The 26,295-nt window shown below is 50.9% G+C and carries 22 protein-coding genes and 1 pseudogene; 12 read left to right on the forward strand and 11 right to left on the reverse strand.

The features are described from left to right. Nucleotides 1-35: 35 nt before the first annotated feature. Entirely contained in the window at nt 36-2,333 is a 2,298-nt protein-coding gene (gene bglX, locus JTI85_RS14595; RefSeq protein ID WP_219351671.1) for a beta-glucosidase BglX, read from the reverse strand. Nucleotides 2,334-2,565: 232 nt separating this feature from the next. On the opposite strand from bglX, the gene dld reads away from it, so the two are divergent. Beyond that, nucleotides 2,566-4,278 (forward strand): D-lactate dehydrogenase, encoded by a 1,713-nt coding sequence (dld, locus tag JTI85_RS14600; protein WP_101741576.1) that lies wholly within the window; start codon nt 2,566-2,568, stop codon nt 4,276-4,278. Nucleotides 4,279-4,342: 64 nt separating this feature from the next. Here dld and pbpG read toward each other — a convergent pair whose 3' ends face one another. Further along, a complete protein-coding gene (pbpG, locus tag JTI85_RS14605; RefSeq protein ID WP_048211180.1) occupies nt 4,343-5,290 on the reverse strand; it encodes a D-alanyl-D-alanine endopeptidase in 948 nt (315 codons plus the stop codon). Nucleotides 5,291-5,469: 179 nt separating this feature from the next. Continuing rightward, nucleotides 5,470-6,057, reverse strand: a complete 588-nt coding sequence (locus JTI85_RS14610) for a Yip1 family protein (protein WP_005129189.1) — start codon at nt 6,055-6,057, stop codon at nt 5,470-5,472. A 162-nt stretch (nt 6,058-6,219) separates the two neighbouring features. Here JTI85_RS14610 and JTI85_RS14615 point away from each other — a divergent pair, with 162 nt between their 5' ends. After that, on the forward strand, nt 6,220-6,795 hold the full coding sequence (locus JTI85_RS14615) for a DedA family protein (RefSeq protein WP_048211179.1): 576 nt from the start codon (nt 6,220-6,222) through the stop codon (nt 6,793-6,795). A 30-nt stretch (nt 6,796-6,825) separates the two neighbouring features. Here the strand turns inward: JTI85_RS14615 and mdtQ are convergent, their stop codons facing one another. Continuing rightward, nucleotides 6,826-8,265 (reverse strand): multidrug resistance outer membrane protein MdtQ, encoded by a 1,440-nt coding sequence (mdtQ, locus tag JTI85_RS14620; protein ID WP_048211178.1) that lies wholly within the window; start codon nt 8,263-8,265, stop codon nt 6,826-6,828. A 168-nt stretch (nt 8,266-8,433) separates the two neighbouring features. Here mdtQ and JTI85_RS14625 point away from each other — a divergent pair. Next, nucleotides 8,434-8,711: pseudogene (locus tag JTI85_RS14625) on the forward strand (SAM-dependent methyltransferase); the annotation flags it as partial. 74 nt (nt 8,712-8,785) lie between these two features. Here the strand turns inward: JTI85_RS14625 and dusC are convergent. After that, nucleotides 8,786-9,730: a tRNA dihydrouridine(16) synthase DusC gene (dusC, locus tag JTI85_RS14630; RefSeq protein ID WP_048211177.1), complete on the reverse strand. Its 945-nt coding sequence runs from the start codon at nt 9,728-9,730 to the stop codon at nt 8,786-8,788. Between the two features lie 215 nt (nt 9,731-9,945). Here dusC and JTI85_RS14635 point away from each other — a divergent pair, with 215 nt between their 5' ends. The 7 genes from JTI85_RS14635 to preA all read left to right on the forward strand — a co-directional run bounded on the left by JTI85_RS14635 (nt 9,946) and on the right by preA (nt 15,898). Next, entirely contained in the window at nt 9,946-10,344 is a 399-nt protein-coding gene (locus JTI85_RS14635; RefSeq protein WP_005129194.1) for a CidA/LrgA family protein, read from the forward strand. Continuing rightward, nucleotides 10,341-11,036: a CidB/LrgB family autolysis modulator gene (locus tag JTI85_RS14640; protein ID WP_048211176.1), complete on the forward strand. Its 696-nt coding sequence runs from the start codon at nt 10,341-10,343 to the stop codon at nt 11,034-11,036. The genes JTI85_RS14635 and JTI85_RS14640 overlap by 4 nt, the downstream gene beginning before the upstream one ends. A gap of 148 nt (nt 11,037-11,184) precedes the next feature. Continuing rightward, entirely contained in the window at nt 11,185-12,069 is an 885-nt protein-coding gene (gene cdd, locus JTI85_RS14645) for a cytidine deaminase (protein WP_061068159.1), read from the forward strand. Between the two features lie 163 nt (nt 12,070-12,232). Next, nucleotides 12,233-12,952, forward strand: a complete 720-nt coding sequence (gene sanA, locus JTI85_RS14650) for an outer membrane permeability protein SanA (RefSeq protein WP_048211175.1) — start codon at nt 12,233-12,235, stop codon at nt 12,950-12,952. Between the two features lie 2 nt (nt 12,953-12,954). After that, entirely contained in the window at nt 12,955-13,194 is a 240-nt protein-coding gene (locus tag JTI85_RS14655; RefSeq protein WP_048211174.1) for a DUF2542 family protein, read from the forward strand. Nucleotides 13,195-13,427: 233 nt separating this feature from the next. Beyond that, entirely contained in the window at nt 13,428-14,669 is a 1,242-nt protein-coding gene (locus JTI85_RS14660) for an NAD(P)-dependent oxidoreductase (RefSeq protein WP_219351672.1), read from the forward strand. Then, the gene (gene preA / locus JTI85_RS14665) at nt 14,663-15,898 is read left to right on the forward strand and encodes an NAD-dependent dihydropyrimidine dehydrogenase subunit PreA (RefSeq protein ID WP_061068161.1); all 1,236 of its coding nucleotides are present in this window, start codon (nt 14,663-14,665) and stop codon (nt 15,896-15,898) included. The genes JTI85_RS14660 and preA overlap by 7 nt, the downstream gene beginning before the upstream one ends. 57 nt (nt 15,899-15,955) lie before the next feature. On the opposite strand, the gene mglC is transcribed toward preA, so the two are convergent. The 6 genes from mglC to folE all read right to left on the reverse strand — a co-directional run bounded on the left by mglC (nt 15,956) and on the right by folE (nt 22,874). Further along, nucleotides 15,956-16,966: a galactose/methyl galactoside ABC transporter permease MglC gene (mglC, locus tag JTI85_RS14670; protein ID WP_003027393.1), complete on the reverse strand. Its 1,011-nt coding sequence runs from the start codon at nt 16,964-16,966 to the stop codon at nt 15,956-15,958. A 15-nt stretch (nt 16,967-16,981) separates the two neighbouring features. Next, entirely contained in the window at nt 16,982-18,502 is a 1,521-nt protein-coding gene (gene mglA / locus JTI85_RS14675; RefSeq protein ID WP_048211171.1) for a galactose/methyl galactoside ABC transporter ATP-binding protein MglA, read from the reverse strand. A 71-nt stretch (nt 18,503-18,573) separates the two neighbouring features. Continuing rightward, nucleotides 18,574-19,572, reverse strand: coding sequence for a galactose/glucose ABC transporter substrate-binding protein MglB (gene mglB / locus JTI85_RS14680; protein ID WP_003027399.1), 999 nt, complete (start codon nt 19,570-19,572; stop codon nt 18,574-18,576). Between the two features lie 295 nt (nt 19,573-19,867). Next, complete coding sequence (galS, locus tag JTI85_RS14685) at nt 19,868-20,890, reverse strand: HTH-type transcriptional regulator GalS (RefSeq protein ID WP_061068163.1); 1,023 nt, start codon at nt 20,888-20,890, stop codon at nt 19,868-19,870. Nucleotides 20,891-21,033: 143 nt separating this feature from the next. Beyond that, entirely contained in the window at nt 21,034-22,191 is a 1,158-nt protein-coding gene (gene yeiB / locus JTI85_RS14690; protein WP_061068164.1) for a DUF418 domain-containing protein YeiB, read from the reverse strand. Between the two features lie 14 nt (nt 22,192-22,205). Then, entirely contained in the window at nt 22,206-22,874 is a 669-nt protein-coding gene (folE, locus tag JTI85_RS14695) for a GTP cyclohydrolase I FolE (RefSeq protein ID WP_003027410.1), read from the reverse strand. Between the two features lie 321 nt (nt 22,875-23,195). On the opposite strand from folE, the gene fghA reads away from it, so the two are divergent. Continuing rightward, nucleotides 23,196-24,032, forward strand: coding sequence for an S-formylglutathione hydrolase (gene fghA / locus JTI85_RS14700; RefSeq protein WP_048211168.1), 837 nt, complete (start codon nt 23,196-23,198; stop codon nt 24,030-24,032). A 278-nt stretch (nt 24,033-24,310) separates the two neighbouring features. After that, nucleotides 24,311-26,295, forward strand: a 1,985-nt coding sequence (locus tag JTI85_RS14705) for a ligand-gated channel protein (RefSeq protein WP_115601778.1), incomplete at its 3' end; no start/stop codon positions are given.

Here is a 26,295-nt window from a genome sequence, read left to right on the forward strand (position 1 = left end):
AAAGGCCGGAAACCCGGCCTTTATTCGCTAATCAATTACAGCAGCTCAAATTCGCCCTGCTTCACTCTGGCAGAATCCACGCCGATAAAGACGTTAAACTTGCCCGGTTCGGCATCGTATTGCATACGCTGATTCCAGAACTTCAGCGCTTCAATGTCTATCGGGAAGCTGACGGTCTGGGTTTCACCTGGCTTGAGGTTCACTTTCTCAAAACCTTTCAGCTGTTTGACCGGACGACTCATTGAAGCGGTCACATCCTGCAAATACATCTGAATAACCGTTGCACCTTCGCGCTTGCCGGTGTTGGTCACCTGCACGCTGGCCGTCACGGTCCCGTCACGCTTCATCGTTGGGGAGGAGAGCTTCACATCAGAAACCGTGAACGTGGTGTAGCTCAGACCATAGCCAAAGGGATACAACGGACCATTCGCTTCATCAAAGTAGCGCGACGTGTACTTGTTCGGCTTGTCCGCATTATACGGGCGACCGGTATTGAGATGGCTGTAATAGACCGGGATCTGTCCGACAGAGCGCGGGAAAGACATCGGCAGTTTACCTGACGGGTTGTAATCACCAAACAGCACATCGGCGATGGCGTTACCGCCTTCCGTCCCGGCAAACCAGGTTTCGAGGATCGCATCGGCCTGTTGATCTTCTTTAACCAACGCCAGCGGACGACCGTTCATCAGCACCAGCACCAGTGGTTTACCGGTTGCTTTCAGCGCGGCAATCAGGTCACGCTGACTCTGTGGAATAGTGATATCGGTGCGGCTGGAAGCTTCATGCGCCATACCCTGCGCTTCGCCGACTACCGCAACCACCACGTCAGACTGCTTCGCTGCGTTCACGGCTTCATCGATCATCGCCTGCGGCGAGCGCGGGTCAACCTTCACCGCCTCTTCATACAGATTGAGGAAATCGACAATGCCTTTGTCGTTGGTGATATTCGCCCCTTTGGCGTACAGCACTTTGCCCTTATCACCGACGGCATTTTTAATCCCAGTCAGTACCGTTACCGACTGATCGGCAACACCGGCAGCGGACCAACTGCCCATCACATCACGCTTGCTGTCGGCCAACGGACCGACGACTGCCACGGTGGCGGATTTTTTCAGCGGCAACGTTTCCAGACGGTTTTTCAGCAATACCAGACTTTCACGCGCCACGTCACGCGCCTCTTTGCGATGCAAACGGCTTTCCGCGTTGGTGTCCTGTGGGTCAGATTCTTTGGCCCCCAGATGACTGTACGGGTCATTAAACAGCCCCATATCATATTTTACATTCAGTACATGACGCGCGGCATCATCGAGTTCCGCCATCGTAACCTTGCCCGACTTAATCAGCCCCGGCAGATACTTACTGTAATACTCATCGCTCATACTCATATTGATGCCGGACTTGATCGCCACACGCACCGCATCTTCAGGATCGGAGGCGGTACCGTGCTTAATCAGTTCCTTAATCGCGCCGTGATCGGAAACGGTAATACCCTTAAAGCCCCATTCATCACGCAGCACGTCTTTTAGCAGCCAGGCATCAGAGGTGGCGGGCGTCCCATTCAATGAATTAAGCCCCACCATCACCGCACCGCTACCGGCATCCAGTCCGGCCTTGTATGGCGGCATATAGTCGTTGAATAAACGCTGCGGACTCATATCCACAGTGTTGTACTCTTTTCCGCCCTCAACGGCGCCATAAGCAGCGAAGTGCTTGACGCTGGTCATCACTGAATACCTGTCGGCCGGGCTTTTCCCCTGCATCGCTTCCACCATGGTTTTGCCCATCGTGGCGGTTAAATACGTATCTTCACCAAAACCTTCGGATGCACGGCCCCAACGCGGATCGCGGGAGACATCGACCATCGGCGCCCAGGTCATATTCAGACCATCGTCTGCGGCTTCATACGCAGAAATACGGCCAACGGTTCTGACCGCATCAAGGTTAAAAGAGGATGCCAGGCCGAGACTTATCGGGAACACGGTACGTTGACCGTGCAGCACGTCATAGGCGAAAAAGAGAGGGATTTTCAGGCGGCTAAGTTCCATGACCTGATCCTGCATCTTACGGATATCCTGGCGCGTGACGGTGTTAAAAATCGCCCCAACCTGCCCATCTTTGATCATCTCGCGGATGGCTTCTTTCGGATTATCAGGTCCGACGCTTATCAACCGCAATTGCCCGATTTTCTCATCCACGGTCATCTGTTTGAGTAAATCGGTCACAAACGCATCCCGCGCTTCAGGCGTCAGTGGATGGTTACCAAACAAGGTGTCCGCCAACACTGGTTGCAACGCCAGGCCCACAGCGACACCTACAGAACATAGCCATTTCATGTTGATTCTCTCTTAATTTCTACCCGACGAGGCAGCGAAAATATAACAAAAACCGCAGCTTGCCGTAAGCCTAAACGGGAGTGGGGAAGAAAGCTAAGGATATTCTCTGAATTTTCAAAACCAGCATGAATCAGTGGGATACAACACAGAGACAATGCGAATGAGAAAGCGTATTGTCATACATAGCGCTATGCTTGTTCCTGATATTGAGTCCCACCACAAGGAGTGGAGAATGTCTTCCATTACAACAATTGATAATAAAGCGTTTCTGACTGAATTGACCCGACTGGTCGGCCATTCACACCTGCTCACCGAACCGGCCAAAACTGCCCGTTATCGTAAAGGCTTCCGCTCGGGCCAGGGCGATGCGCTCGCCGTCGTATTCCCTGGCTCGCTATTAGAGCTGTGGCGTGTCCTCAACGCCTGCGTCTCGGCTGACAAAATAATCCTGATGCAAGCTGCCAATACCGGTCTGACCGAAGGCTCTACGCCTAGCGGCAATGATTACGATCGCGACATCGTTATCATCAGCACTCTGCGCCTCGATAAGCTGCACGTCATCGGCAACGGTGAACAGGTGCTGGCTTATCCSGGYACSACRCTKTATTCGCTGGAAAAGGCGCTSAARCCKTTTGGCCGTGARCCGCATTCGGTGATYGGCTCTTCCTGTATCGGTGCTTCCGTGATCGGCGGTATCTGCAACAACTCTGGCGGATCGCTGGTGCAACGTGGTCCGGCATATACCGAGATGTCGCTGTTTGCACGCATTGACGAACAAGGTAAATTGCAGCTGGTCAACCATCTGGGTATCGAGCTGGGTCAGACTCCGGAGCAGATCCTGAGCAAACTTGATGACGAGCGGATCAAAGATGATGATGTCCAGCACGATGGGCGTCATGCACACGATCATGATTACGTCACCCGCGTCAGAGATATTGAGGCCGATACGCCGGCACGCTATAACGCAGACCCTGAGCGTTTGTTTGAATCTTCTGGTTGCGCCGGAAAGCTTGCGGTGTTCGCCGTGCGCCTGGATACCTTTGAGGCTGAGAAAAACCAGCAGGTATTTTATATCGGTACCAACCAGCCAGAAGTGCTGACAGAAATCCGTCGTCATATTCTGGCCAAATTTGAACATCTGCCGGTCGCGGGTGAATATATGCACCGCGATATCTATGACATCGCCGAAACCTATGGCAAAGATACGTTTCTGATGATCGACAAACTCGGCACTGACAAAATGCCGTTTTTCTTTACGCTGAAAGGCCGCACCGATGCGATGCTGGAAAAAGTGAAAATTTTCCGCCCGCACTTTACCGACCGGGCGATGCAGAAGTTTGGCCATTTATTCCCCAGCCATTTACCGGCACGGATGAAAAGCTGGCGTGATAAATACGAACATCACCTGCTGTTAAAAATGGCCGGTGGCGGTGTAGCTGAAGCACAAAGCTGGCTGACTGAGTTTTTCAAAACCGCCGAAGGTGATTTCTTTGCCTGTACGCCGGAAGAAGGTAGCAAGGCATTTTTGCACCGCTTCGCAGCGGCGGGCGCGGCCATTCGATATCAGGCCGTCCATGCGGATGAAGTGGAAGATATTCTGGCGCTGGATATTGCGCTGCGTCGTAACGATACCGAATGGTATGAGCAYCTRCCGCCGGAAATAGACAGCAAACTGGTGCACAAACTCTATTACGGCCACTTTATGTGCTATGTCTTCCATCAGGATTACATCGTGAAGAAAGGTGTGGATGCTCACGAACTGAAAGAGCAAATGCTAGTGTTACTGCGTGAGCGCGGGGCACAATACCCTGCAGAACATAACGTGGGGCATCTGTATAAAGCACCAGAAACATTGACGCGTTTTTATCGCGAAAACGACCCGACCAACAGTATGAATCCAGGTATTGGCAAAACCAGTAAGCAGAAGTACTGGAAAGAATCGTAGGCCCGATAAGCGTAAGCGCCATCGGGCACGTTGCCGGGGGCGCTTCGCTTGCCCGGCCTACGGTTTAATCGTTTTGCGCGGTTTGCTCACCTGTCGCTGAACCCGCTGCCGCCATCTGTGCGGCTTTTTGCTTTTTATAGCTCAGCGCCGCGGCCGGAACAGGCATCACCTTGCCGGTTTCGATCCAGGTGCGTAAACGACTGGCATCAGCAAAGTGGGTATATTTGCCAAAGGCATCCATGACCACCAGCGCTACCGGCTTGTTATTAATAACCGTACGCATCACCAGGCAGTGACCAGCGGCATTAGTAAACCCAGTTTTGGTGAGCTGAATGTTCCAGTTATCACGGTACACCAGATGGTTGGTGTTACGGAACGGCAACGTATAAGCCGGATTAGCAAAGGTCGCCATGTCTTCACGCGTCGTACTCAACTGACCAATCAGCGGATACTGCTTGCTGGCAATCAGCAGTTTAGTTAAATCACGCGCCGTCGAGACGTTATGAATCGATAACCCGGTCGGTTCCACAAAGCGCGTCTGGGTCATTCCCAACGACTTCGCCTTCGCATTCATCGCCTTGATAAATGCGTTATAACCGCCCGGATAGTGGTGCGCCAGGCTTGCCGCTGCGCGGTTTTCTGAGGACATCAGCGCCAGTAGCAGCATATTCTTACGACTGATCTCACTGTTCAGACGCACACGAGAGTAGATGCCTTTCATTTCCGGCGTCTGACTGATGTCAACTTTCAGTTTTTCATCCAGCGGCAGTCGTGCATCAAGCACCACCATCGCCGTCATTAATTTGGTAATCGACGCAATCGGACGCACGAGGTCCGGGTGGTTCGAATAGATAACTTTGTTGGTATTCAGATCAACAATCATCGCACTACCAGAAGCAATCTCAGGTTGAGATGCCGCTGCAGTAGTCGCCGTTTTCGCTACGGCTTGGGGTGCAAAAGGAACAGCCAGCACCAGGGCAAGACTTAATAATGAAACTCGGAATTTCAGCATGATGAGGTTTCTGATAATGGTTCACGCACGTCACAACGCACACCGCCTGAAATAAGGATTATCTCAGGCTAGCTCTGGCATCATAGCGATCCGGCAGGTTTGCCGCTACAGAAGAATCATCTCGAAATGCTGCGTTGCTGACTTTTACGCCAACAACGCAGCACAGACAGGTTGTACGCCTAGAACAATCGGTACCCGTAACCCCACAGGATCACCGTAATCGCCAGCAGAACCTCCAGCACCAGCACGCCAATCGCCAGCGTTGAACTGGAAAAGCTCAGCCCTTCTTCTTTAGTGATATTCAGGAACGTTGGAATACCGAGATAGAGTAAATAGCCGGTGTAAAACAGCGCGATGGTTCCCACGAGCGCACACAGCCAGACCAGCGGATACAGCGCCACCAGCCCGCTTAAAAACAGCGGCGTGGCAACATATCCGGCAAAGACCATACAATGCGCCAGCGACGGGCGTCGCGAGTAATTACGCGCCATCCACCAGATAACTCTGCCCATGATGGCCACACCCGCCAGCATCACGCCGTAAAACAGAATTGCCATCGCAAATCCGGTAAACAGGGATAACTTCAGTATATTGCCGTCGCCAAAATTCCAGCCAATTTGCGTGGTGCCAATAAACGCACAAATCACCGGGATTGCCGCCATCAGCAGTACATGGTGGGTATAGTGATGCGAAACACTTTCGTTTTCGCTGTTGATCACGTGCATTTCACGATCGGGATGGGAAAACAGCCCCCAGACATGGTTCATACCGCCCCCTTCTTGTCAGCTCCGGACCTCAACACTTCAAGTATAATTCAGCTTTTGATTATTTTATGTACACATGAAAAATACCGATACGCTGAGTTGCTGCTTTTCCGGCATGAACTATTCACTGGGTGTATGCTATGGAACGTGGAGGTCATACAACGTATGGATATAACGCATTATGTTGAGCAATACGGCTATGCGGCGCTGATTATTGGCAGCCTTGCCGAAGGCGAAACCATTACCTTGCTAGGCGGTGTTGCTGCGCATCAGGGAATTCTTAAATTTCCGCTGGTGGTACTCTCCGTCGCGTTGGGTGGGATGATTGGCGATCAGTTACTCTTCTTACTTGGGCGTCGTTTTGGCGGCAAAATCTTACGTCGTTTCTCGCGTCATCGGGCAAAAATCCACTACGCGCAGAAGATGATCCAACGGCGTCCCTACCTGTTTGTGGTCGGCACGCGCTTTATGTACGGTTTTCGCGTCATTGGCCCGTTGCTGATTGGGGCCAGCCACCTGCCACCGAAGATTTTCATCCCACTGAATATCCTGGGGGCGTTTGTCTGGGCATTGCTGTTTACCACGCTCGGCTATGTGGGCGGTGAAGTGATTGCCCCATGGTTGCATAGCCTCGACCAGCATATTAAACATGGGGTGTGGTTGGTTCTGGTTATCGGCGTTGTAGTGGCTGCCCGCTGGTGGATGAAACGGCGAAGTAAACGCAAAGAACACGCAAATTGACCCGACAGAGGCTTCTGCCGGGTCAGACTATCAGGAGGCGCGGTAACCGCCGCCCAGTGCGCTGGTCAGCTGTATAGAAGCATCCAGCCACTGTCCCTGCAGAACCAGACCATTAAGCTGTTCGCGTAATGCCGGAATTTTGGCCTCGCTAACCCGGGAACCCGCAATAATACCGGCGCTATATCGTGCCTGCGCAAGCCCCACGACGCGCTGTGCGTCATGTTCAATTTGCTGCTGATGCTGGTTCTTCTGCGCCAGCGTTTCTACCTGTGATGCCGCACGCGCCACGTCATTCACCGCATCGACCACTGCCTTGTTGTAATTTGCCACCGTCAGGTTACTCTGCGCTTTCGTGATATCGAGATTCGCATTCAGTCTGCCGCTATCAAAAATAGGCAGCGTCAGTCCAGCCGTCACGCCCATCTGCTGTGCGGAATGGCGGAATAAATCGCTCAGATGCAGCGCATCCTGCTGTAAAAACGCCATCAGGTTAACGTCCGGATAGAATGCCGCTTTTGCCGCATCAATGCTGCTCAGCGATGACTCGATGTACCAATGTGCGGCCTGTAAATCAGGGCGGCGGGCCAGCAGCGAATAACCAAGCTGTGACGGTAGCTGGCTTTCTACCGCCGGTAGCGTCGTTGCTTTAAGCTTCATGACGGAAGATTGCGAGTTGGTCAGTGCGCTCAGCCGCGCCTCTATCACCTTCATTTTGCCGCTGACATCGTTCAGCTGCTGCTCCGTTTTACTGGAATCGATATCCGTTTCAACACCTTCGACAGAAGAGGTAATCCCGTTTTGATACAGTTGACGATCGACGGTGATGACGTTCTGTTGCTCGGTTTTAATCTGCGTCAGCACGGTTTTAAGCGCCGCCTGTGTCTGCCACTCCCAGTACAAACGCGATACGCCGCTCGCCAATAACTGGCGAGTTTGCTCACGTTCAGCCTCACGCGCTTTCACCTCGCCAATACGCGCCGCCACTTCAGCCCGGTTTTTACCCCACAGATCCAGGTTCCAGCCTGCGGTTAAACCAAAGGTTCCATTGGTGTACCACGGCCCGGTCGTGCCTGCAGCAGGATCGGTAATGGCAAACGGTCCCATTAAACCTTCTGCCGACATTCTTTGACGTTCAACGTCTGCGGAAAAATCAACTTCTGGACCATCCTGCGCCTTAACCGCTTTAGCCTGCGCTTCTGCCAGTTGAATGCGCTGTTCTGCTACCTGCATGTCTGGAGAATTCTTCAGGGTGCTGTCAATCAACGCATTCAGCTGTGGATCGTGATACGCCTTCCACCATTGGCTGTCCGGCCAACCATTTTTTAATGCCGCGGGCAACGCGGAGTCAACGTTCACAGCGGGCGTCTGCTGTGACAGCGATTGACGATTGTCATGCATAGGTGCACAACCGACCATCAAAATAAGCAGCGGCAAACATGCCGTTGCAACAAGAACAGAGTTACGATTCATGGGAATATACAGGTAAGAAAAGATGCACAGAGAGTACGACTTACCGCATTCTCTTTTTTAGTTACGCGTGGCAATACATCTTTTGAAATAAAATCACATAATAAAGAAACATATACATGGCAAATGGTTCTGTCAAAATAATTCCAATAAATTATAAATGGAGGCGTAATGTCACAAAATATCTATGATGACCCGACATTCTTTGCCGGATATGCCACGCTGGATCGTTCAGTAAAGGGACTCGACGGCGCACCAGAGTGGCCAACAATACAAGCCATGTTCCCTCCCCTACAGGGAAAAAATATTCTTGATTTAGCTCATTGGCACTGCATTATTTGCACGATATAGAGCGATTATTGCAAACCATTTACCAATCATTAATACCGTGCGGAATGCTGGTTTTCTCCGCTGAACATCCTATTTATACCGCGCCGCTCAGCCAGGGGGGGATTAAAGATAAAACCAGGTTTGGATGAATGGGGTCCATCGGTTGAACAAATTGCCGCCATCCGGCAATAAATCAGGCAACACTTGTGATGGCCTGAATCGCGCGTGCAATATCCGGTGAATTATTCAAAGCCCGAATTTCCTGAAACAGTTCTGTCGCTTCAACATATTCTTTACGAAGATAGCCCAGCCACTGTTTGATACGCGCCACATGATACAGCCCGGTATCACCTTGTTTTTCCAGTCTGGTATATTTTTGCAGTAACGTCACGACTTCAGGCCATGGCATACGCGGTTCATTATATTTCACCACGCGACTCAAATTCGGGATATTAAGCGCACCGCGCCCGATCATGACGGCATCGCATCCGCTGATGGCCATACAGTCCTGTGCGCTTTGCCAGTCCCAGATCTCACCATTCGCGATAACCGGGATATTGAGACGCTGGCGAATCTCGCCAATGGCCTGCCAGTTAATGTACTCGGCCTTATAGCCCTGTTCTTTGGTTCGACCGTGTACCACCAACTCGCTGGCACCGGCCTGCTGGACGGCATCAGCAATTTCGAATTGCCTGTCACTGCTGTCCCAGCCCAGACGCACTTTTACCGTCACCGGTAAATGGGCCGGAACCGCATCACGCATGGCCTTAGCGCCACGGTAAATCAGCTCAGGGTCCTTCAGTAACGTTGCGCCGCCGCCGCTGCCATTCACCAGTTTCGACGGGCATCCACAATTTAGATCGACGCCATACGAACCCAGCTCAACCGCGCGGGCTGCATTTTCTGCCAGCCACTGCGGATACTGCCCCAGCAGTTGTATACGCACCGGCGTACCAGATGTCGTGCGGCTGGCGTTAAGCAGTTCAGGGCAAATGCGGTGAAAGACTTTTACCGGCAGTAGTTGATCTACCACGCGAACAAATTCGGTGATACAGAGATCATAATCATTTACTTCAGTCAGCAGCTCGCGCACCAGTGAGTCGAGCACGCCTTCCATCGGCGCCAGTAAAACACGCATATTGTTACCCGCAAAAAAGAGAGGCGCTATGGTAACGTCTCTATGCAGGAGATTAAAGCGTCTCAGCGCCGGGCACAGATTTGGTTATGCTGATTGGGGGCATTGCCTGATGTTCCTGATATCTATTTCCACTATGCTTAGAATTCATGATGTGATCGGTAGCACGTTTTAAAGTTTAATTGTATGATGAATCAGTCTCGTCAAGGGTTTCAATTATGAGCAAGTCACTGAACATTATCTGGCAATATTTACGCGCATTCGTCCTCATTTATGCCTGCCTCTACGCAGGTATTTTTCTTGCATCACTGCTGCCTATAACGATTCCAGGCAGCATTATCGGCATGCTGATTCTGTTTGTATTACTGGCATTACAGATCTTACCAGCAAAATGGGTAAACCCAGGGTGCTACGTACTGATTCGTTACATGGCCCTGCTGTTTGTCCCGATTGGCGTGGGGATCATGCAGTACTTTGACTTGCTACGCGCACAATTTGGTCCGGTCGTGGTGTCCTGCACCATCAGTACACTGGTCGTATTCCTGGTAGTGAGCTGGAGCTCGCACATTGTTCACGGCGAACGCAAAATCGTTGGCCAAAAAGGGTCTAAACAATGATGTCGTATATCTGGTGGTCGTTACCCCTCACCCTGGCGGTATTTTTTGCTGCACGTAAGCTGGCAGCGCGATTTAAAATGCCGCTATTGAACCCGTTGCTGGTCGCCATGGTGGTGATTATTCCCTTTCTGATGCTGACCGGTATCCCCTACGATCACTACTTCAAAGGCAGCGAGGTGCTGAACGATTTACTGCAACCTGCTGTCGTCGCGCTAGCCTATCCGTTATATGAGCAGCTGCACCAAATCCGTGCCCGCTGGAAATCAATCATTGCTATCTGTTTTGCCGGGAGCGTTGTGGCGATGGTAACAGGTACAACAATCGCTTTGTTGATGGGCGCATCACCGCAAATTGCCGCGTCTATTATGCCTAAATCGGTAACCACGCCTATTGCTATGGCTGTGGGTGGCAGTATTGGTGGTATTCCGGCAATCAGCGCTGTGTGCGTCATTTTTGTCGGTATCCTCGGCGCCGTATTTGGCCATACCCTGCTTAATGCGATGCGTATTCGCACCAAGGCCGCTCGTGGGCTGGCCATGGGCACCGCTTCGCACGCCCTGGGCACGGCTCGTTGTGCAGAACTGGACTACCAGGAAGGCGCGTTTAGCTCACTGGCGCTGGTGATTTGCGGGATTATTACCTCATTGGTTGCCCCATTCCTGTTCCCGGTTATCCTGGCAGTGGTTGGCTAATCTGCATTTTTAAGCTGTTTATTTGCGATGCGTTGCACATTTTTCATTTAAGTTTCATCAGTTGCATAAACAATGAGATTTGGATCACATATAAAGCCCTATCAGGCCCGTAAACTACGGTTCCATTACATTGTTATGAGGCAACGCCATGCATCCACGTTTTCAAACTGCTTTTGCCCAACTCGCGGATAACTTGCAATCAGTCCTGGCCCCTATTCTGGCGGATGTACATTTCCCCGCCATGCTGACGGCTGAGCAGGTTTCATTGCTGAAACGCGAATCGGGACTGGACGAAGACGCGCTGGCATTCGCCCTGCTGCCTTTAGCTGCGGCCTGCGCGCGTACTCCGCTGTCCAACTTCAACGTTGGCGCAATCTCACGAGGTATCAGCGGAACCTGGTATTTCGGTGGGAATATGGAGTTTCTTGGTGCCACAATGCAGCAAACCGTTCACGCCGAGCAGAGCGCCATCAGCCATGCCTGGTTACGTGGCGAAAAAGGACTCGCTGCGATTACCGTCAACTACACCCCTTGCGGGCACTGCCGTCAGTTTATGAATGAGCTGAACAGCGGACTGGATTTACGTATTCACCTGCCTGGGCGTGAACCACACGCACTACGCGACTATCTGCCGGACGCTTTTGGGCCAAAAGATCTCGACATCAAAACGCTGTTGATGGATGACCAGGATCACGGCTTCGCGCTGCAAGGCGATGCGCTGACCCAGGCGGCGATTGCCGCCGCCAACAGATGCCACATGCCGTACAGCAAATCCCCGAGCGGCGTGGCGCTGGAGTGTAAGGATGGTCAAATTTTCAGCGGCAGTTATGCTGAAAACGCCGCCTTCAACCCAACGCTGCCACCGTTGCAGGGTGCATTAAACCTGCTGAGTCTGAACGGTTACGACTATCCGGACATTCAACGTGCGGTGCTGGCAGAAAAAGCGGATGCGGCGCTTATCCAGTGGGACGCGACATCTGCCACTCTGAATGCGCTGGGCTGCGACAATATCGAGCGCGTACTACTCGGTTAATGGTTTCAATAACGCCAGTTCGTAGGCTGGATAAGGTGTTTACACCGCCATCCGGCAATACGCAGAATGTCTAAAATCCCCTCAATCAGACTGCTGTTTCTTGCGCTCCGCCGTTGGGTACAGTAGCCTGATTGAAATTCCATCCAAATAACGAGTTTTCTGCATGTTAAAGCGCGTGTTTTACAGCCTGTTAGTCCTGGTAGGCTTGCTGCTGTTGACTGTGCTTGGACTCGACAGATGGATGAGCTGGAAGACGGCCCCCTACATCTATGACGAATTACAGGATCTCCCCTACCGTCAGGTTGGCGTTGTCCTCGGCACGGCAAAATACTACCGTACCGGCGTCATCAATCAGTATTATCGCTACCGAATTCAGGGCGCATTAAATGCGTATAACAGCGGCAAAGTAAACTATCTGCTACTTAGCGGCGACAACGCGCAGCAAAGCTATAACGAACCGATGACGATGCGTAAAGACTTGATTGCCGCGGGCGTCGATCCCGCTGACATCGTGCTTGATTACGCAGGCTTCCGTACGCTTGATTCGATTGTACGCACCCGCAAAGTATTCGATACCAACGATTTCATTATCATTACCCAGCGATTCCACTGTGAGCGAGCGTTGTTTATTGCGCTACATATGGGGATTCAGGCCCAGTGTTATGCGGTACCTTCGCCAAAAGATATGCTTACCGTGCGGGTGCGCGAATTCGGTGCTCGCTTTGGTGCGCTGGCCGATCTCTACCTTTTTAAACGCGAGCCACGTTTTTTAGGTCCGCTGGTGCCCATCCCGACCATGCATCAGGTACCTGACGATGCTCAGGGATATCCGGCAGTCACTGCAGAACAATTACTCGAATTACAAAAGAAACAAGGAAAATAAGCATGGATGTACAAACTCTCTTCGTCGTATTGGCCTTTCTGCTCATTCCCCTCTTTTGTTTCCGTGAAGCCTGGAAAGGCTGGCGTACTGGCGCGGTAGATAAAATTAAGAAGAATGCGCGTGAGCCGGTTTATGCCTACCGGAATGAAGCCCCATTACAGTTCTGGTCTTATGTATTAGTTTATGCCGGATGCGGATGTTTATCTTTCGGTATGGTTATTTATTTAGTCTTTTATCGCTAAAGAGATTACCGTTATATTAGCACTTGAGAATAGCTAATATTATGATAATGGTTACCATTTCAATATAAGGGATTAATGCTGCCCGCCAGCATTTCCCTCAAACTATCTTCTATTTGTGAATCCTTTCACAGAATACTCTTCCTGCAGTGCTTAGCCTTAAGAATAGCCTTTCACTTTTTATATTTTGTTATTAACGGTTTGCCTTAATTTACTCAAGCATTAAGGAAGAAAATATGCCACAACAAAATTATCTGGATGAGCTCACGCCTGCTTTTACCCCTTTATTAGCCATAAAAGAGGCTTCCCGCTGTTTATTATGTCACGATGCCCCTTGTAGCCAGGATTGCCCGGCGCAAACCGACCCGGGGAAATTTATTCGTTCCATTTATTTCCGCAATTTTAAAGGCGCGGCTGAAACTATCCGCGAAAATAATGCGCTCGGTGCGGTGTGCGCTCGAGTTTGCCCAACCGAAAAATTATGCCAGCGCGGGTGTACGCGTTCAGGAATTGATAAACCTATCGATATCGCGCGTCTGCAGCGCTTTATTACCGATTTTGAACAGCAAACCGCGATGAAAATCTATCAGCCGGCAACAAAAACGCTGGGTAAGGTCGCCATTATCGGTGCAGGTCCGGCAGGATTACAGGCCAGCGTAACGCTGAGCAATCTTGGTTATGACGTAACCATCTTCGAAAAACAGGCTCAGCCAGGCGGCTGGTTGCGCTATGGCATCCCAGAGTTTCGTTTGCCGCATTCGGTTTTGGATCATGAAATTGCCCGTATCATTGAAATGGGAGTGACCATCACGTGCAATTGCGAAGTTGGCCATGCCCTTTCCATTGAGCAACTCAAAGCTGAATATCGCGCTGTACTGGTTACCGTAGGGATGTCTTATGGTTCAACGTTACCTCTGTTTGAGAGAGCGAATCACGTTGAAATTGCCGTCGATTTCCTGCAGCGCGCCCGACAAGCCAGCGGCGATATTACCGTCGCAAAAAGTGCATTGATCATCGGTGGCGGCGATGTGGCGATGGATGTCGCCAGTACGTTGAAGCTGCTGGGCTGCCCGTCAGTCACCTGTGTGGCGCGTGAAGAACTCGCTGATTTCCCGGCCAGCGACAAAGAGTTCAACAGCACCCAGGCATTAGGGGTATCAATTATTGACGGTTTCACGCCTGTGGCGGTTAGTGGAAATCGCGTAACCTTTAAGCACGTACGCCTGCCAGGAGAACTCTCGTTTGAAGCCGAACATATTATTCTTGCCGTCGGTCAACATGCGCAGCTTGATGATTTTGCCGCGTTAAAGCCACAGCGCAATCTTATCGATACGCACAATTACCAAACCGCCGATCCGGTTATGTTTGCCGCGGGCGATATTGTTAAAGGCGATAAAACCGTTGTATACGCCGTGAAAACCGGAAAAGAAGCCGCTCAGGCCATTCATCACTATTTAGAGGGAGCTTGCTCATGTTAACGAAAGATCTTTCTATTACCTTTTGCGGCGTCAAATTTCCCAACCCGTTCTGCCTCTCTTCTTCTCCGGTAGGCAACTGCTATGAGATGTGCGCCAAAGCCTATGATAGCGGCTGGGGCGGTATTGTTTTTAAAACGATCGGTTTCTTTATTGCCAATGAAGTCTCCCCGCGCTTTGACCATCTGACCAAAGAAGATACCGGCTTTATTGGCTTCAAAAACATGGAGCAAATTGCCGAGCATCCACTGGAGGAGAATCTGGCCGCAATTCGCCGACTGAAACAGGACTACCCGGATAAGGTCCTGATTGCGTCGATCATGGGTGAAAACGAAGAACAGTGGCAGGAACTGGCCCGCCTGGTTGAAGAGGCAGGTGCCGACATGATCGAGTGTAACTTCTCATGCCCGCAAATGACCTCGCATGCTATGGGCAGCGATGTAGGACAAAGCCCTGAGCTGGTTGAAAAATATTGTCGGGCAGTGAAACGCGGCTCGTCTCTGCCAATGCTGGCTAAAATGACGCCGAATATTGGTGATATGTGTGAGGTGGCGCTGGCGGCAAAACGCGGAGGTGCGGACGGTATCGCGACCATCAATACGGTTAAATCCATCACTAATATCGACCTGAACAGGAAAATCGGGATGCCGGTCGTCAACGGTAAATCCAGTATTTCCGGCTACTCCGGCAAGGCCGTCAAGCCTATCGCCCTGCGATTTATCCAACAGTTGCGCACGCATCCCGAACTGCGCGATTTCCCGATTAGCGGCATCGGGGGAATTGAGACCTGGGAAGATGCCGCCGAGTTTTTACTGTTAGGCGCGGCCACGCTGCAGGTGACCACCGGGATCATGCAGTATGGCTATCGGATTGTGGAGGACATGATCAGCGGGCTGTCACATTACCTCGCCGATCAAGGGTTTGATTCACTGGAGGAGATGGTGGGGCTTGCTAATAGTAATATCATCCCCGCCGAGGAGCTTGACCGTAGCTACATCGTTTATCCGAACATCCATCTGGATAAATGCGTTGGCTGTGGGCGCTGCTACATCTCCTGTTACGACGGTGGGCATCAGGCGATGGAATGGAATGAGGAAACCCGTACACCGCACTGCAATACGGAAAAATGTGTGGGATGCTTATTGTGCGGTCACGTTTGCCCGGTAGCCTGTATTGATCTGGGCGAGGTGAAATTTAAACCCGGCGAGAAAGAACATGCGTTAACGTTGTAACGCTGACAAAAAAGCCCGGTGCAGATTGCGCTGCACCGGGCTTTTTACATTGTACGATTACTTCTTACGCGCGTATTTCAGTGAATCCAGCGCGACCGCGAAGATGATGATGCCGCCCTTGATAATATACTGCCAGTAAGGGTTCACGCCGATGTAGGTCAGACCGTAGTTGATGACGGTGAAGATAATCACACCGGTCACCACGCCAAACACGGTTCCTACCCCGCCGCTAAACGACACGCCGCCAACCACGCACGCGGCAATCGCATCCAGCTCATACATAAAGCCGAGGTTGTTGGTCGCCGAGCCAATACGCCCAGCTTCGAGCAAACCACCAAAAGCATAGAACACGCCAGACAACGCATAGATGATCAGCAGGTTCAGCGCGACGTTTACCCCGGACACTTTCGCCGCTTCAGGGTTACCGCCGATAGCGAAAATATTTTTACCAAAACGGGTCTTGTTCCACAGCACCCATACAAAGGCCACGGCAATCAAGGCATAGAAAGTAATGTAGGAGAGTCGGAAACTGCCCAGCGCAATAAAGCCCTGCGCAAAGGTTGAGAACCCGCTGTCAAAGCCAGAAATTGGCGATGCGCCGACGAAGTCGTAGTACAGGGAGTTGATCCCGTAAACGATAATCATCGTACCGAGGGTGGTAATAAATGGCGTCACGTTCAGGTAAGCAATGATAATACCGTTCACCAGACCGATAATGGCACCAATCACGCAGACAATCAGCACCACCACGATGATTGGCATCGTCGCCATTTCCGGGAACACCTTGTTGGCGTTCTCCATCGACTGCAGCAGGGTTGCCGCCACAACCGCCGCCAGCCCGACCTGACGCCCTGCAGACAGGTCGGTCCCCTGGGTAACAATCAGCCCGGCTACGCCCAATGCGATAATAATACGCACCGAGGATTGCGTCAGAATATTACTCAGGTTCAGTAAACTTAAGAAAGTGGGATCCTGGAAAATAATAATCGCCAGCAAAACCAAAAGAACAACGTAAATTCCGCCTTCTTTCAGATAAGTAAGAAAACTTTTCTTATTTAACGCACTCATGAGGAGCCCCTAATCTTAAAGGTGCAAAGACGCAAGACGGAGGATTTCGTTTTGCGTTGTGGTTTTGGTTTCAACAATTCCAGCGACGAGGCCATTGCTCATCACCAGAATACGATCGGTAATACCTAACAACTCCGGCATTTCAGAGGAAATAATAATGATCCCCTTTCCTTTTTTCGCCAGTTCAGCAATCAACTGATAAATCTCAAATTTCGCGCCGACATCGATACCGCGTGTAGGTTCATCCAGCATCAGGATTTCAGGCTGCGTTAACAACCAACGGCCAATGACCACCTTTTGCTGATTACCACCAGAAAGCGAACCTATTTGCGTACGATGCCCTGGCGTTTTTACCCTCATCGAGTCAATTACCCACTGGGTATCGCTCTTCATGCGGGAATTATCCAGCAGGCCGACTTTATTTTTATAGTTCTGGATATTGGAGATTAGCGAGTTAAAACCAATGTCCAGATAGGCATAAATACCGGTTGAGCGACGCTCTTCGGTGACCAGCGCAAAACCATGGTTAATCGCTTCATTCGCGCTGTGGTTATTGATTTTTTTGCCGTGGAGCGTAATCGTGCCCGATGATTTCTCACGAATGCCAAACAACGTTTCAACAATATCGGTGCGTTTCGCGCCAACCAGGCCGGCAATGCCGAGAATTTCCCCTTTATGGAGATCAAAAGAGATATCACGAATCGACGGCTGACGCAGAGAAGTCAGGTTACGCACTTCCAGAATCACTTCTCCCGGCTTGTTCTCTTTATCCGGGAAACGTTGGTTCAGTGAACGCCCTACCATCATAGCGATGATCTTATCCATATCCAGCCCTTCCAGCGGCTGGGTCGCAATCCATTGACCATCACGCAGTACGGTAATTTCATCACACAGTTGAAATATTTCTTCCATTTTGTGAGAAATATAAACAATACCGCATCCACGCTCTTTCAGCTTACGGATGATGGTGAACAGATGGTTAACTTCTTTCTCGGTTAACGATGACGTTGGTTCATCCATGATGACGATTTTGGCGTCATAGGAGAACGCCTTCGCAATTTCAATCATCTGCATTTGTGAAACGGATAATGTGCCGACGCGCGCACGCGGATCGATATCAATATCCAGTTCATCAAATATCGCTTTGGTATCGCGGTACATTTTTTCCTGATCGACAAACATACCTTTGGTGGGATAGCGCCCCAGCCACATGTTATCCATTACAGAACGTTGTAATACCAGGTTTAATTCCTGATGTACCATTGAAATACCATTCTCAAGCGCTTCTTTAGCAGAATGAAAATCGATTTCTTTACCCTGAAATAAAATACTACCGGAATCTTTTTGATAGATCCCAAAAAGACATTTTAATAATGTTGACTTTCCAGCGCCATTCTCGCCCATCAGAGCATGAATAGAATGTGGGCGGACTTTTAAATTGACATTATCAAGAGCCTTAACGCCGGGAAAGGACTTGTTGATGCCGCTCATTTCCAACAAGTATTCGCCTGACGACTGAGTATTAGTGCTGACCATAATTATACCTTGTTGGCCTTGCAGAGTGCGCAATTAAGGGCGCAATGAAATTGCGCCCACAGACGGAGTATTTATTTGTTGGTGAACTCTGCCAGATTATCTTTATCGACACCTACATATGGAACGCGAACAATTTTGTTCTCAATTTTCCAGTTGGTGCCGTCTGCCGCGCCTTTGCCATCAGCCAGGTTTTTCGCCAGATCAAAGGTGGCTTTCGCCTGGTTATTAGCATCGTTCAGCACGGTACCGGCCATAGCGCCAGATTTCACCAGAGCCAGGGCTTCAGGCAGCGCATCGACGCCAAATACCGGGACGCTGGTTTTGTTGTGTGCTTTCAGCGCTTCAACTGCGCCCATTGCCATCGCATCGTTGTTGGCGATAACCACTTCGATTTTGTTTGCGTTAGGACCGGACATCCACGCATCCATCTTATCTTTCGCCTGAGCGGTATCCCACATTGCAGTATCTAACTGCAGTTGTTCAGTTTTGATGCCTTTATCGTTCAGCTCTTTAATTACGTAGGTCGTACGAGCTTCGGCATCCGGGTGTCCCGGTTCGCCTTTCAGCAGAACAAACTGAATTTTGCCATCTTTGTTCAGATCCCAGTTCGGGTTAGCGGCCCAGTGCTTGGCAATCAAGTCACCCTGAATAATCCCGGACTCTTTAGAGTCGGTACCGACATAATAGGCTTTGTCATAGCTGTCCAGCGCTTTACGGGAAGGCTCTTTGTTGAAGAACACAATCGGTACGTTCTGACCGCGTGCTTTTTCAATGACCGTTCCTGCTGCTGCCGGGTCAACCAGGTTGATAGCCAGTGCTTTAACGCCTTTTGCCAACAACACGTCGATCTGATCGTTCTGTTTGGACTGATCGTTTTGCGAGTCATTCATCAGCAACTGTACATCCGGCGCCGCTTTGGCATCTTTTTCAATAGCCTTACGTACCACGGACATAAAGTTATCGTCATATTTATAGATAGTCACACCAATGCGGGTATCAGCAGCGTGCGCAGCCGCGCCGAATAACATGCTTGCCATTACAGCAGACAGGGTCAACACCTTCTTATTCATGGTATCTCCGGTTTTATTATGCAGGGTAGTGCTTGAGATAAATGCTCGGCAGGCAGAACGTTACTGAAGTGTTACTGAACGCCGAAGCTCACTTTTAAAAATATTTCTTCCGTGTCTGGCAACGCTCCAAAAACAGGCTTTAATTGTTGTTTAAGACGCCTATACCTCGATGAAAGTGATTATTCACCGTTACATAGTAGTTACAGCGCAGCAAACAGTGTCATCATAGCTATCGCATTGTTAAGATACTGTGAATTTACTCACATATTGAAAGCGGTTACATAGCCCGACATTATCAGTTAGTGATCGGTGCCGCATTCTGCCGCAAAGCCACAGAATGACGTCGCACCAGCGTCGGCATAAAGCAATGTGTTGCGTCAGGATCCAGCGTTCCCGCTGCGCCTTGTAGCGCAAGCTCAGTGGCCATTTTTGCCATAGAAGCAATGGGATAGCGCACCGTTGTCAGCTGCGGGTCAGTGTAACGTGCGATAGGAATATCGTCGAAACCAATGATAGATAGATGTAATGGAATGGCGATGCCGTTGTCTTTTAGGGCCGTTAGCGCGCCAGCGGCCATATTGTCGTTGTAAGCGAAGACTGCCGTCAGTTGCAGGTTACGTCCCAGCAGTTCCACCATTGCGGACTCTCCGCCCTGCATATCCGGTGAACCGGTACCTATCCAACTGTCTGCCGGGGTAACCCCCTGTTCTTTCAGGGCACTTAGCCACCCTTCTTTACGCATTGCATCGTCCTCAATGCGGTGACTTGATGCCAGGTAACCAATACGTTGATGCCCATTATTCAGCAACATACGGGTTGCCATTTTAGCCCCGCTAATATTATCCAGACAGACGCAACGATGCGCATAGCCCGGCACAATGCGGTTGATCAGCACCATGCCAGGGATCTGATCCATGAACCCGGCCAGCTCGCGATCGCTCAACGCTTTCGAGTGAACAATCAGTGCGTTACAACGCTGACGAATCAGTACCTCAATGGCATGACGTTCTTTTTCAGCCTCATGGTAGCTGTTGCCAATCAGGACGTACTTCTGATGCTGTTGAGCAACCATATCCACGGCTTTTACCAGCGCGCCAAAAAATGCGTCTGAAACATCCATCACCACAACGCCAATCGTGTCGCTCACCTGCGTCGCCAGCGCTTGCGCGTTGGCATTCGGTCGATAGCCGAGCTGAGTGACCGCCTTCATTACCGCTTCACGCGTATCGGGACTCACCAGCGCGCTGTTGTTCAGTACGCGGGAAACAGTCGCGACAGAAACGCCAGACTGTCGTGCCACATCACGGATGGTTACCATATTCACTACCCTGTTTAAGATGCGGTTACCCGCAGACACCCCAGGCTGGGTATTTTGTCAGCACAACGAAACGGACTGCGTGAGTGATGTCACAGGAATGAAAGCGCTTACATCCATTTTGTTAATGAATGTGATCCAGATCGTTATCTGGATGTTCGCGGTAATGATGTCCCTGACGCACGCAGGGTCAATTGACGCCATAGCCATTCTACCGGGCCTTGCCGGTAAAAATGCAACCAAATGACGGAGAAAAGCAGGTTAACGGCCCAGACCGGAATGACGAAATACAGCAACTCCAGCCGGTCGAATTTCATAAATAAGCCGAATTGATAAAACAGCGTGGTGCAAATTAAGGTTTGTAACAAATAGTTGGTTAGCGCCATGCGCCCAACGCAGGCTATGGCAATGACCCATTTTAAACGGCTAAGCTGCGGCCAGAAACCGAACATCAGCGCAGCGTAACCAATGGTCTGCAACGGCGCGCCCAGCTCTCGCGGGGCTTGTAACAGGAAAGCACACCAGCGGTAGGCCCAGTCCAGATGCCACTGCGCAACGATAGCAGGCAGGTTAATCGCCATCCCAATAATGACCAATAACGCGCCGGTACGTCGATAGTGCTGCAAACTGTACTGCCCTTTCAGCCAACCGCTGCGCATCAATGCCGCGCCCAGCAGCATCATCCCCGCCAGTTGCCAGCCGTACTGCGCACCCAACGCCAGCAAGCTATTGGACATCATATCTACGCGATTGCTGACCGCTTCCATACCGCCGTTCACCTTCCAGTATTTCTCATACAGCAACGCAGAAGCATCCGGTGTCCAGGCCCGACTGGTCTCACTTCCGGAGATAAATCCCAGCAGCAACAGCACACCAACGCCCGCCAGATAGAGCAACACGCCGGTATTAAACAGACTTTTGACGGAAGGGGCATCGCGAACCAACCGCCAGCAAATCAGCCCAATCAGGCCATACGCCAGCAGGATATCGCCATCCCAGAACAGCAAACCGTGAATAAACCCCAGCAGAACCAGCAAAGTGAGTCGTGACTGGATCCAACGTTTGCCTCGCGGTAGCAGCATCTGCAGACCCGCGCCAAACAGCAGCGCAAATAACGTGAGGAATTTCACCTGCGCGAAGAGATCAAGCACGGCCCAGGTCCAGGCATCTGACGGGGTAATGTTGCCGTACCAGGCAGGATTCAGATAGGCCGCCTTTGGCAGACCAAAGGCGCTAATATTGAGAAGCAGGATGCCGAGGATGGCGACGCCACGAATAAAATCCAGCGTGACATTACGCTCCATGGCCCCTGCCCTGATCAGTTGTGGTGACGTACGGCGCGCAGGAATTCCTGACGCGTATTCTGGCTGGACTTAAACAATCCGCCAAGCGAGGTAGTGGTGGTAGCGCTGGTCGCATCACGAATACCACGCGCTTTCACGCAGTAATGCACAGCATCAATTGAAACCGCCACATTATTCGTCCCGAGCAACGTTTGCAGCGCGGTGAGAATTTGCTGAGTCAGGCGTTCCTGGACCTGCGGGCGCTGAGCGAAGAACTGCACAATGCGGTTAATCTTCGACAGACCGATGACCGAATCTTTCGGGATATAGGCCACCGTCGCTTTGCCATCAATCGTGACGAAGTGATGTTCGCAGGTGCTGGTCAGCGTGATATCGCGAACCGTGACCATCTCATCAACCTTCATCTTATTTTCAATGACGGTGATTTTCGGGAAGTTGGCGTAATCGAGGCCGGAGAAAATCTCATCGACATACATTTTAGCGATGCGATGTGGCGTTTCCATCAGACTGTCATCGCTCAAATCAAGATTGAGCAATTGCATAATCTCGGTCATATGACCGGAGATAAGACGTTTGCGCGTTTCATTATCCATCTCTTGCACAGGCGGGCGTAGTGGTGTTTCAAGACCACGCGCGACCAGCGCTTCATGAACCAGTGCCGCTTCTTTACTGAGTGATGACATTTCTTTTTCTCCTGCAGGTGGGGCGCCTCTGCCCTGCGTGGGGCAAAGTTTTTAGGCTGTGTCACAGCCAGAACATTGTGCGTGAGGCGGCGCACATAATCCAGTATTCACCGCGATAATTATTGAAATTGGTGCTGCCTTTTAGCACACAGATTTCATATGTCGTTCAACCGGGTGAATTCGAGTGTTAATGTAAAGTTATATAGATGATGAAGTATGTTTGCTCAATGCGGAAGTGAAAGTTACTCACAGTGCAATGAATAATCTGTATTATGGTGAGTTCGCAAACACATTCAGGTTCAACACAACAAGGAGCCACGCATGGAAATGCTTGAAGAGCACCGCTGTTTTGAAGGCTGGCAACAACGCTGGCGTCATGACTCCACCACGCTAAATTGCACCATGACCTTCAGTATTTTTCTTCCACCCCCCCGGGATAACACCCCACCTCCGGTGCTGTACTGGCTGTCAGGTTTGACCTGCAATGATGAAAACTTCACCACTAAAGCCGGAGCACAACGTATTGCGGCTGAACTGGGCATCGTTCTGGTGATGCCTGATACCAGCCCGCGTGGCGAACAGGTCGCCAATGATGAAGGCTACGATTTAGGCCAGGGTGCCGGATTTTATCTCAATGCCACGCAACAACCGTGGGCCTCACATTTTCGCATGTATGACTATATGCGTGACGAGTTGCCGGCACTCATTCAGTCACAGTTTAACGTCAGCGATCGCTGCGCCATCAGCGGGCACTCTATGGGGGGGCATGGTGCACTGATCATGGCACTGAAAAACCCTGGCAAATACACCAGCGTTTCTGCCTTCGCCCCCATCGTCAATCCATGTCGCGTACCGTGGGGTGAGAAAGCCTTTAGCGCCTACCTGGGTGAGGATAAATCACGGTGGGCGGAATGGGACAGCTGTGCGCTGATGCTGGCCAGTAAACCCGCAGATGCGATCCCAACGCTTATTGATCAGGGGGATAGCGATCAGTTTCTCGCCGATCAACTGCAACCCGCAGTGCTGGCCGAAACGGCCCGTCAAACCGCATGGCCGATGACATTACGCATTCAGCCGGGTTACGATCATAGCTACTACTTCATTGCATCATTTATTGAAGATCATCTGCGTTTCCACGCCCAATATTTGCTGAAGTAACGCCTGAGTGAGGGCGTCAGCCCTCTTCATTTCTCCATCATTCCTTCACTTTTTCTCCTTTTTTATTTCACCACTATCCCACTGAATTAAAAAGATTTTCCATGCTAAACACATCGAATACAAATGATTTCTATTATCATTTGTGTTTACAAAAATTCATACTTTTGTACAATCCCCCCGCTTCTTTACTGAAAAGAGTCCTTAAAAGACAAATACATACAATTGTCATGGCCTTTCACATGACACGCAGTTAGATTCATTTAAATGGAATGATACAAATGACTATACCTCACGTTAAGGCTGTAGCCGCCGCAGTATGCGTCGCAAGTCTCCCATCACTCGTCTATGCCGCCGACCAGGATACCGTGGTCGTCACCGCCACCGGGTTTGAGCAAAAAATTCAGGATGCCCCCGCCTCCATTTCGGTTATTACCAAGCAGCAGATCGAAGATAAAGCGTATCGCGATGTGACCGATGCACTGAAAGACGTCCCTGGTGTTGTTGTGACCGGCGGGGGGAGCAGCAGCGATATCAGTATTCGCGGTATGGCTTCGCAATACACGCTCTTCCTGGTCAACGGTAAACGCATCAGCACCCGTGGCACACGTCCTAATAGCGACAATTCAGGTATTGAACAAGGCTGGCTGCCGCCGCTGGAATCCATCGAGCGTATCGAGGTGATCCGCGGCCCGATGTCGTCTCTGTACGGCTCTGACGCTATGGGCGGCGTGATTAACGTGATCACCAAAAAAGTCTCGAATACTAAAGCCTGGACCGGCTCCCTGCATGGTGATGCCACCCTCCAGGAAGATCGGGACTCCGGAGACCTTTACCAGACAAATGCATACGCGTCCGGACCACTGATCGACGGGCTACTCGGCGCAAAAGTGACCGGGCTGTTCTCCCATCGCGGAGAAGATAAGATAGTCAATGGTTACAATGAACAACGCCTGCGCAACGGCGGACTCACCCTCAACTTCACCCCGGATGATAAAAATGACATCGACTTCGATGTCGCGCATGAACTACAGGATCGCAACAGCACACCGGGCGAATCGATGGCGGCAGAAAACTGCCGTAACGGTGTTTGTAAGCCAAACAGCAAAAGCTACAACCGTTATGAACACACAACGTATTCATTAACCCACAGCGGTTATTACGACGATTTCAACAGCACCAGCTATGTTCAGCAGGAAGAGACCAAAAACCCTGGTCGTCAGATGAAATCCTACAACACGATCTTCAATAACCAGAACCAGGTCTTCCTCGGGGCGCACACCCTGACAGTTGGCGGGCAATACCGTTATGAAAAACTGCGCGATAACGGCAACCAACTGCAAGCAGCTGACGGTCTGAACAAATTGACCCGCTGGAGTTGGGCGTTGTTTGCCGAAGATGAATGGGCGGTTACCGATACTTTCACGCTGACCGGCGGTCTGCGTATGGATAAAGATGAAAACTACGGTGACAACTGGACGCCGCGCGGCTATGGCGTATGGCACCTGAGCGATCAGTGGACCTTAAAAGGGGGAGTTTCTGCGGGCTATCGTGCACCGGATCTGCGCCAGTCATCCGCAAGCTGGGGGCAAGTGACCGGTGGCGGTCGTCTGAACGGTATCATTGTCGGCAACCCGGATCTGAAACCAGAAAAAAGCCTGAGCGAAGAGATCGGTTTGCTGTGGGATAACGGCAACGACCTCAATGCGGGTGTCACGCTGTTCAATACTGACTTCAAAAACAAAATTACCGAAGTCCGTCGCTGTAACAGCAGTGCCGATCCGGCTTGTACTATTGGCAGCACTCATTACGACTTTGTCAGCGATCGGGTTAACGTTGATAAAGCCAATATGCGCGGTGTCGAATCCACCTTCGGTTGGAAGATGACCTCCGACATCAACTGGACAGCGAACTATACCTACACTGAATCTGAACAGAAAAGCGGTCAGTTCTCGGGCCAGCCGTTGAACAAAATGCCGAAGCATATGTTCAACACCACGCTGGACTGGCAGGCTACGCAGGATATCGGTTTCTGGAGCCGTTTGAATCTGCGTGGCAAAACATCAGAATACCTGAGCCGTACCTCCATGGCGCAAGGCACCCCTTCCTATACCCAGGTCGATATCGGTATGCGTTACTATGCGACCAAAGATGTACTGCTTACTGCTGGCGTGTATAACGTGCTGGATAAACAGATTGATTACGAGACCTATGACACCGTGCTTGATGGTCGTCGTTACACGGTTGGCATGACTTACAGCTTCTA

It is taken from the genome of Citrobacter sp. Colony219 (genome assembly GCF_019382635.1).
Taxonomy (GTDB): Bacteria; Pseudomonadota; Gammaproteobacteria; order Enterobacterales; family Enterobacteriaceae; genus Citrobacter; species Citrobacter youngae.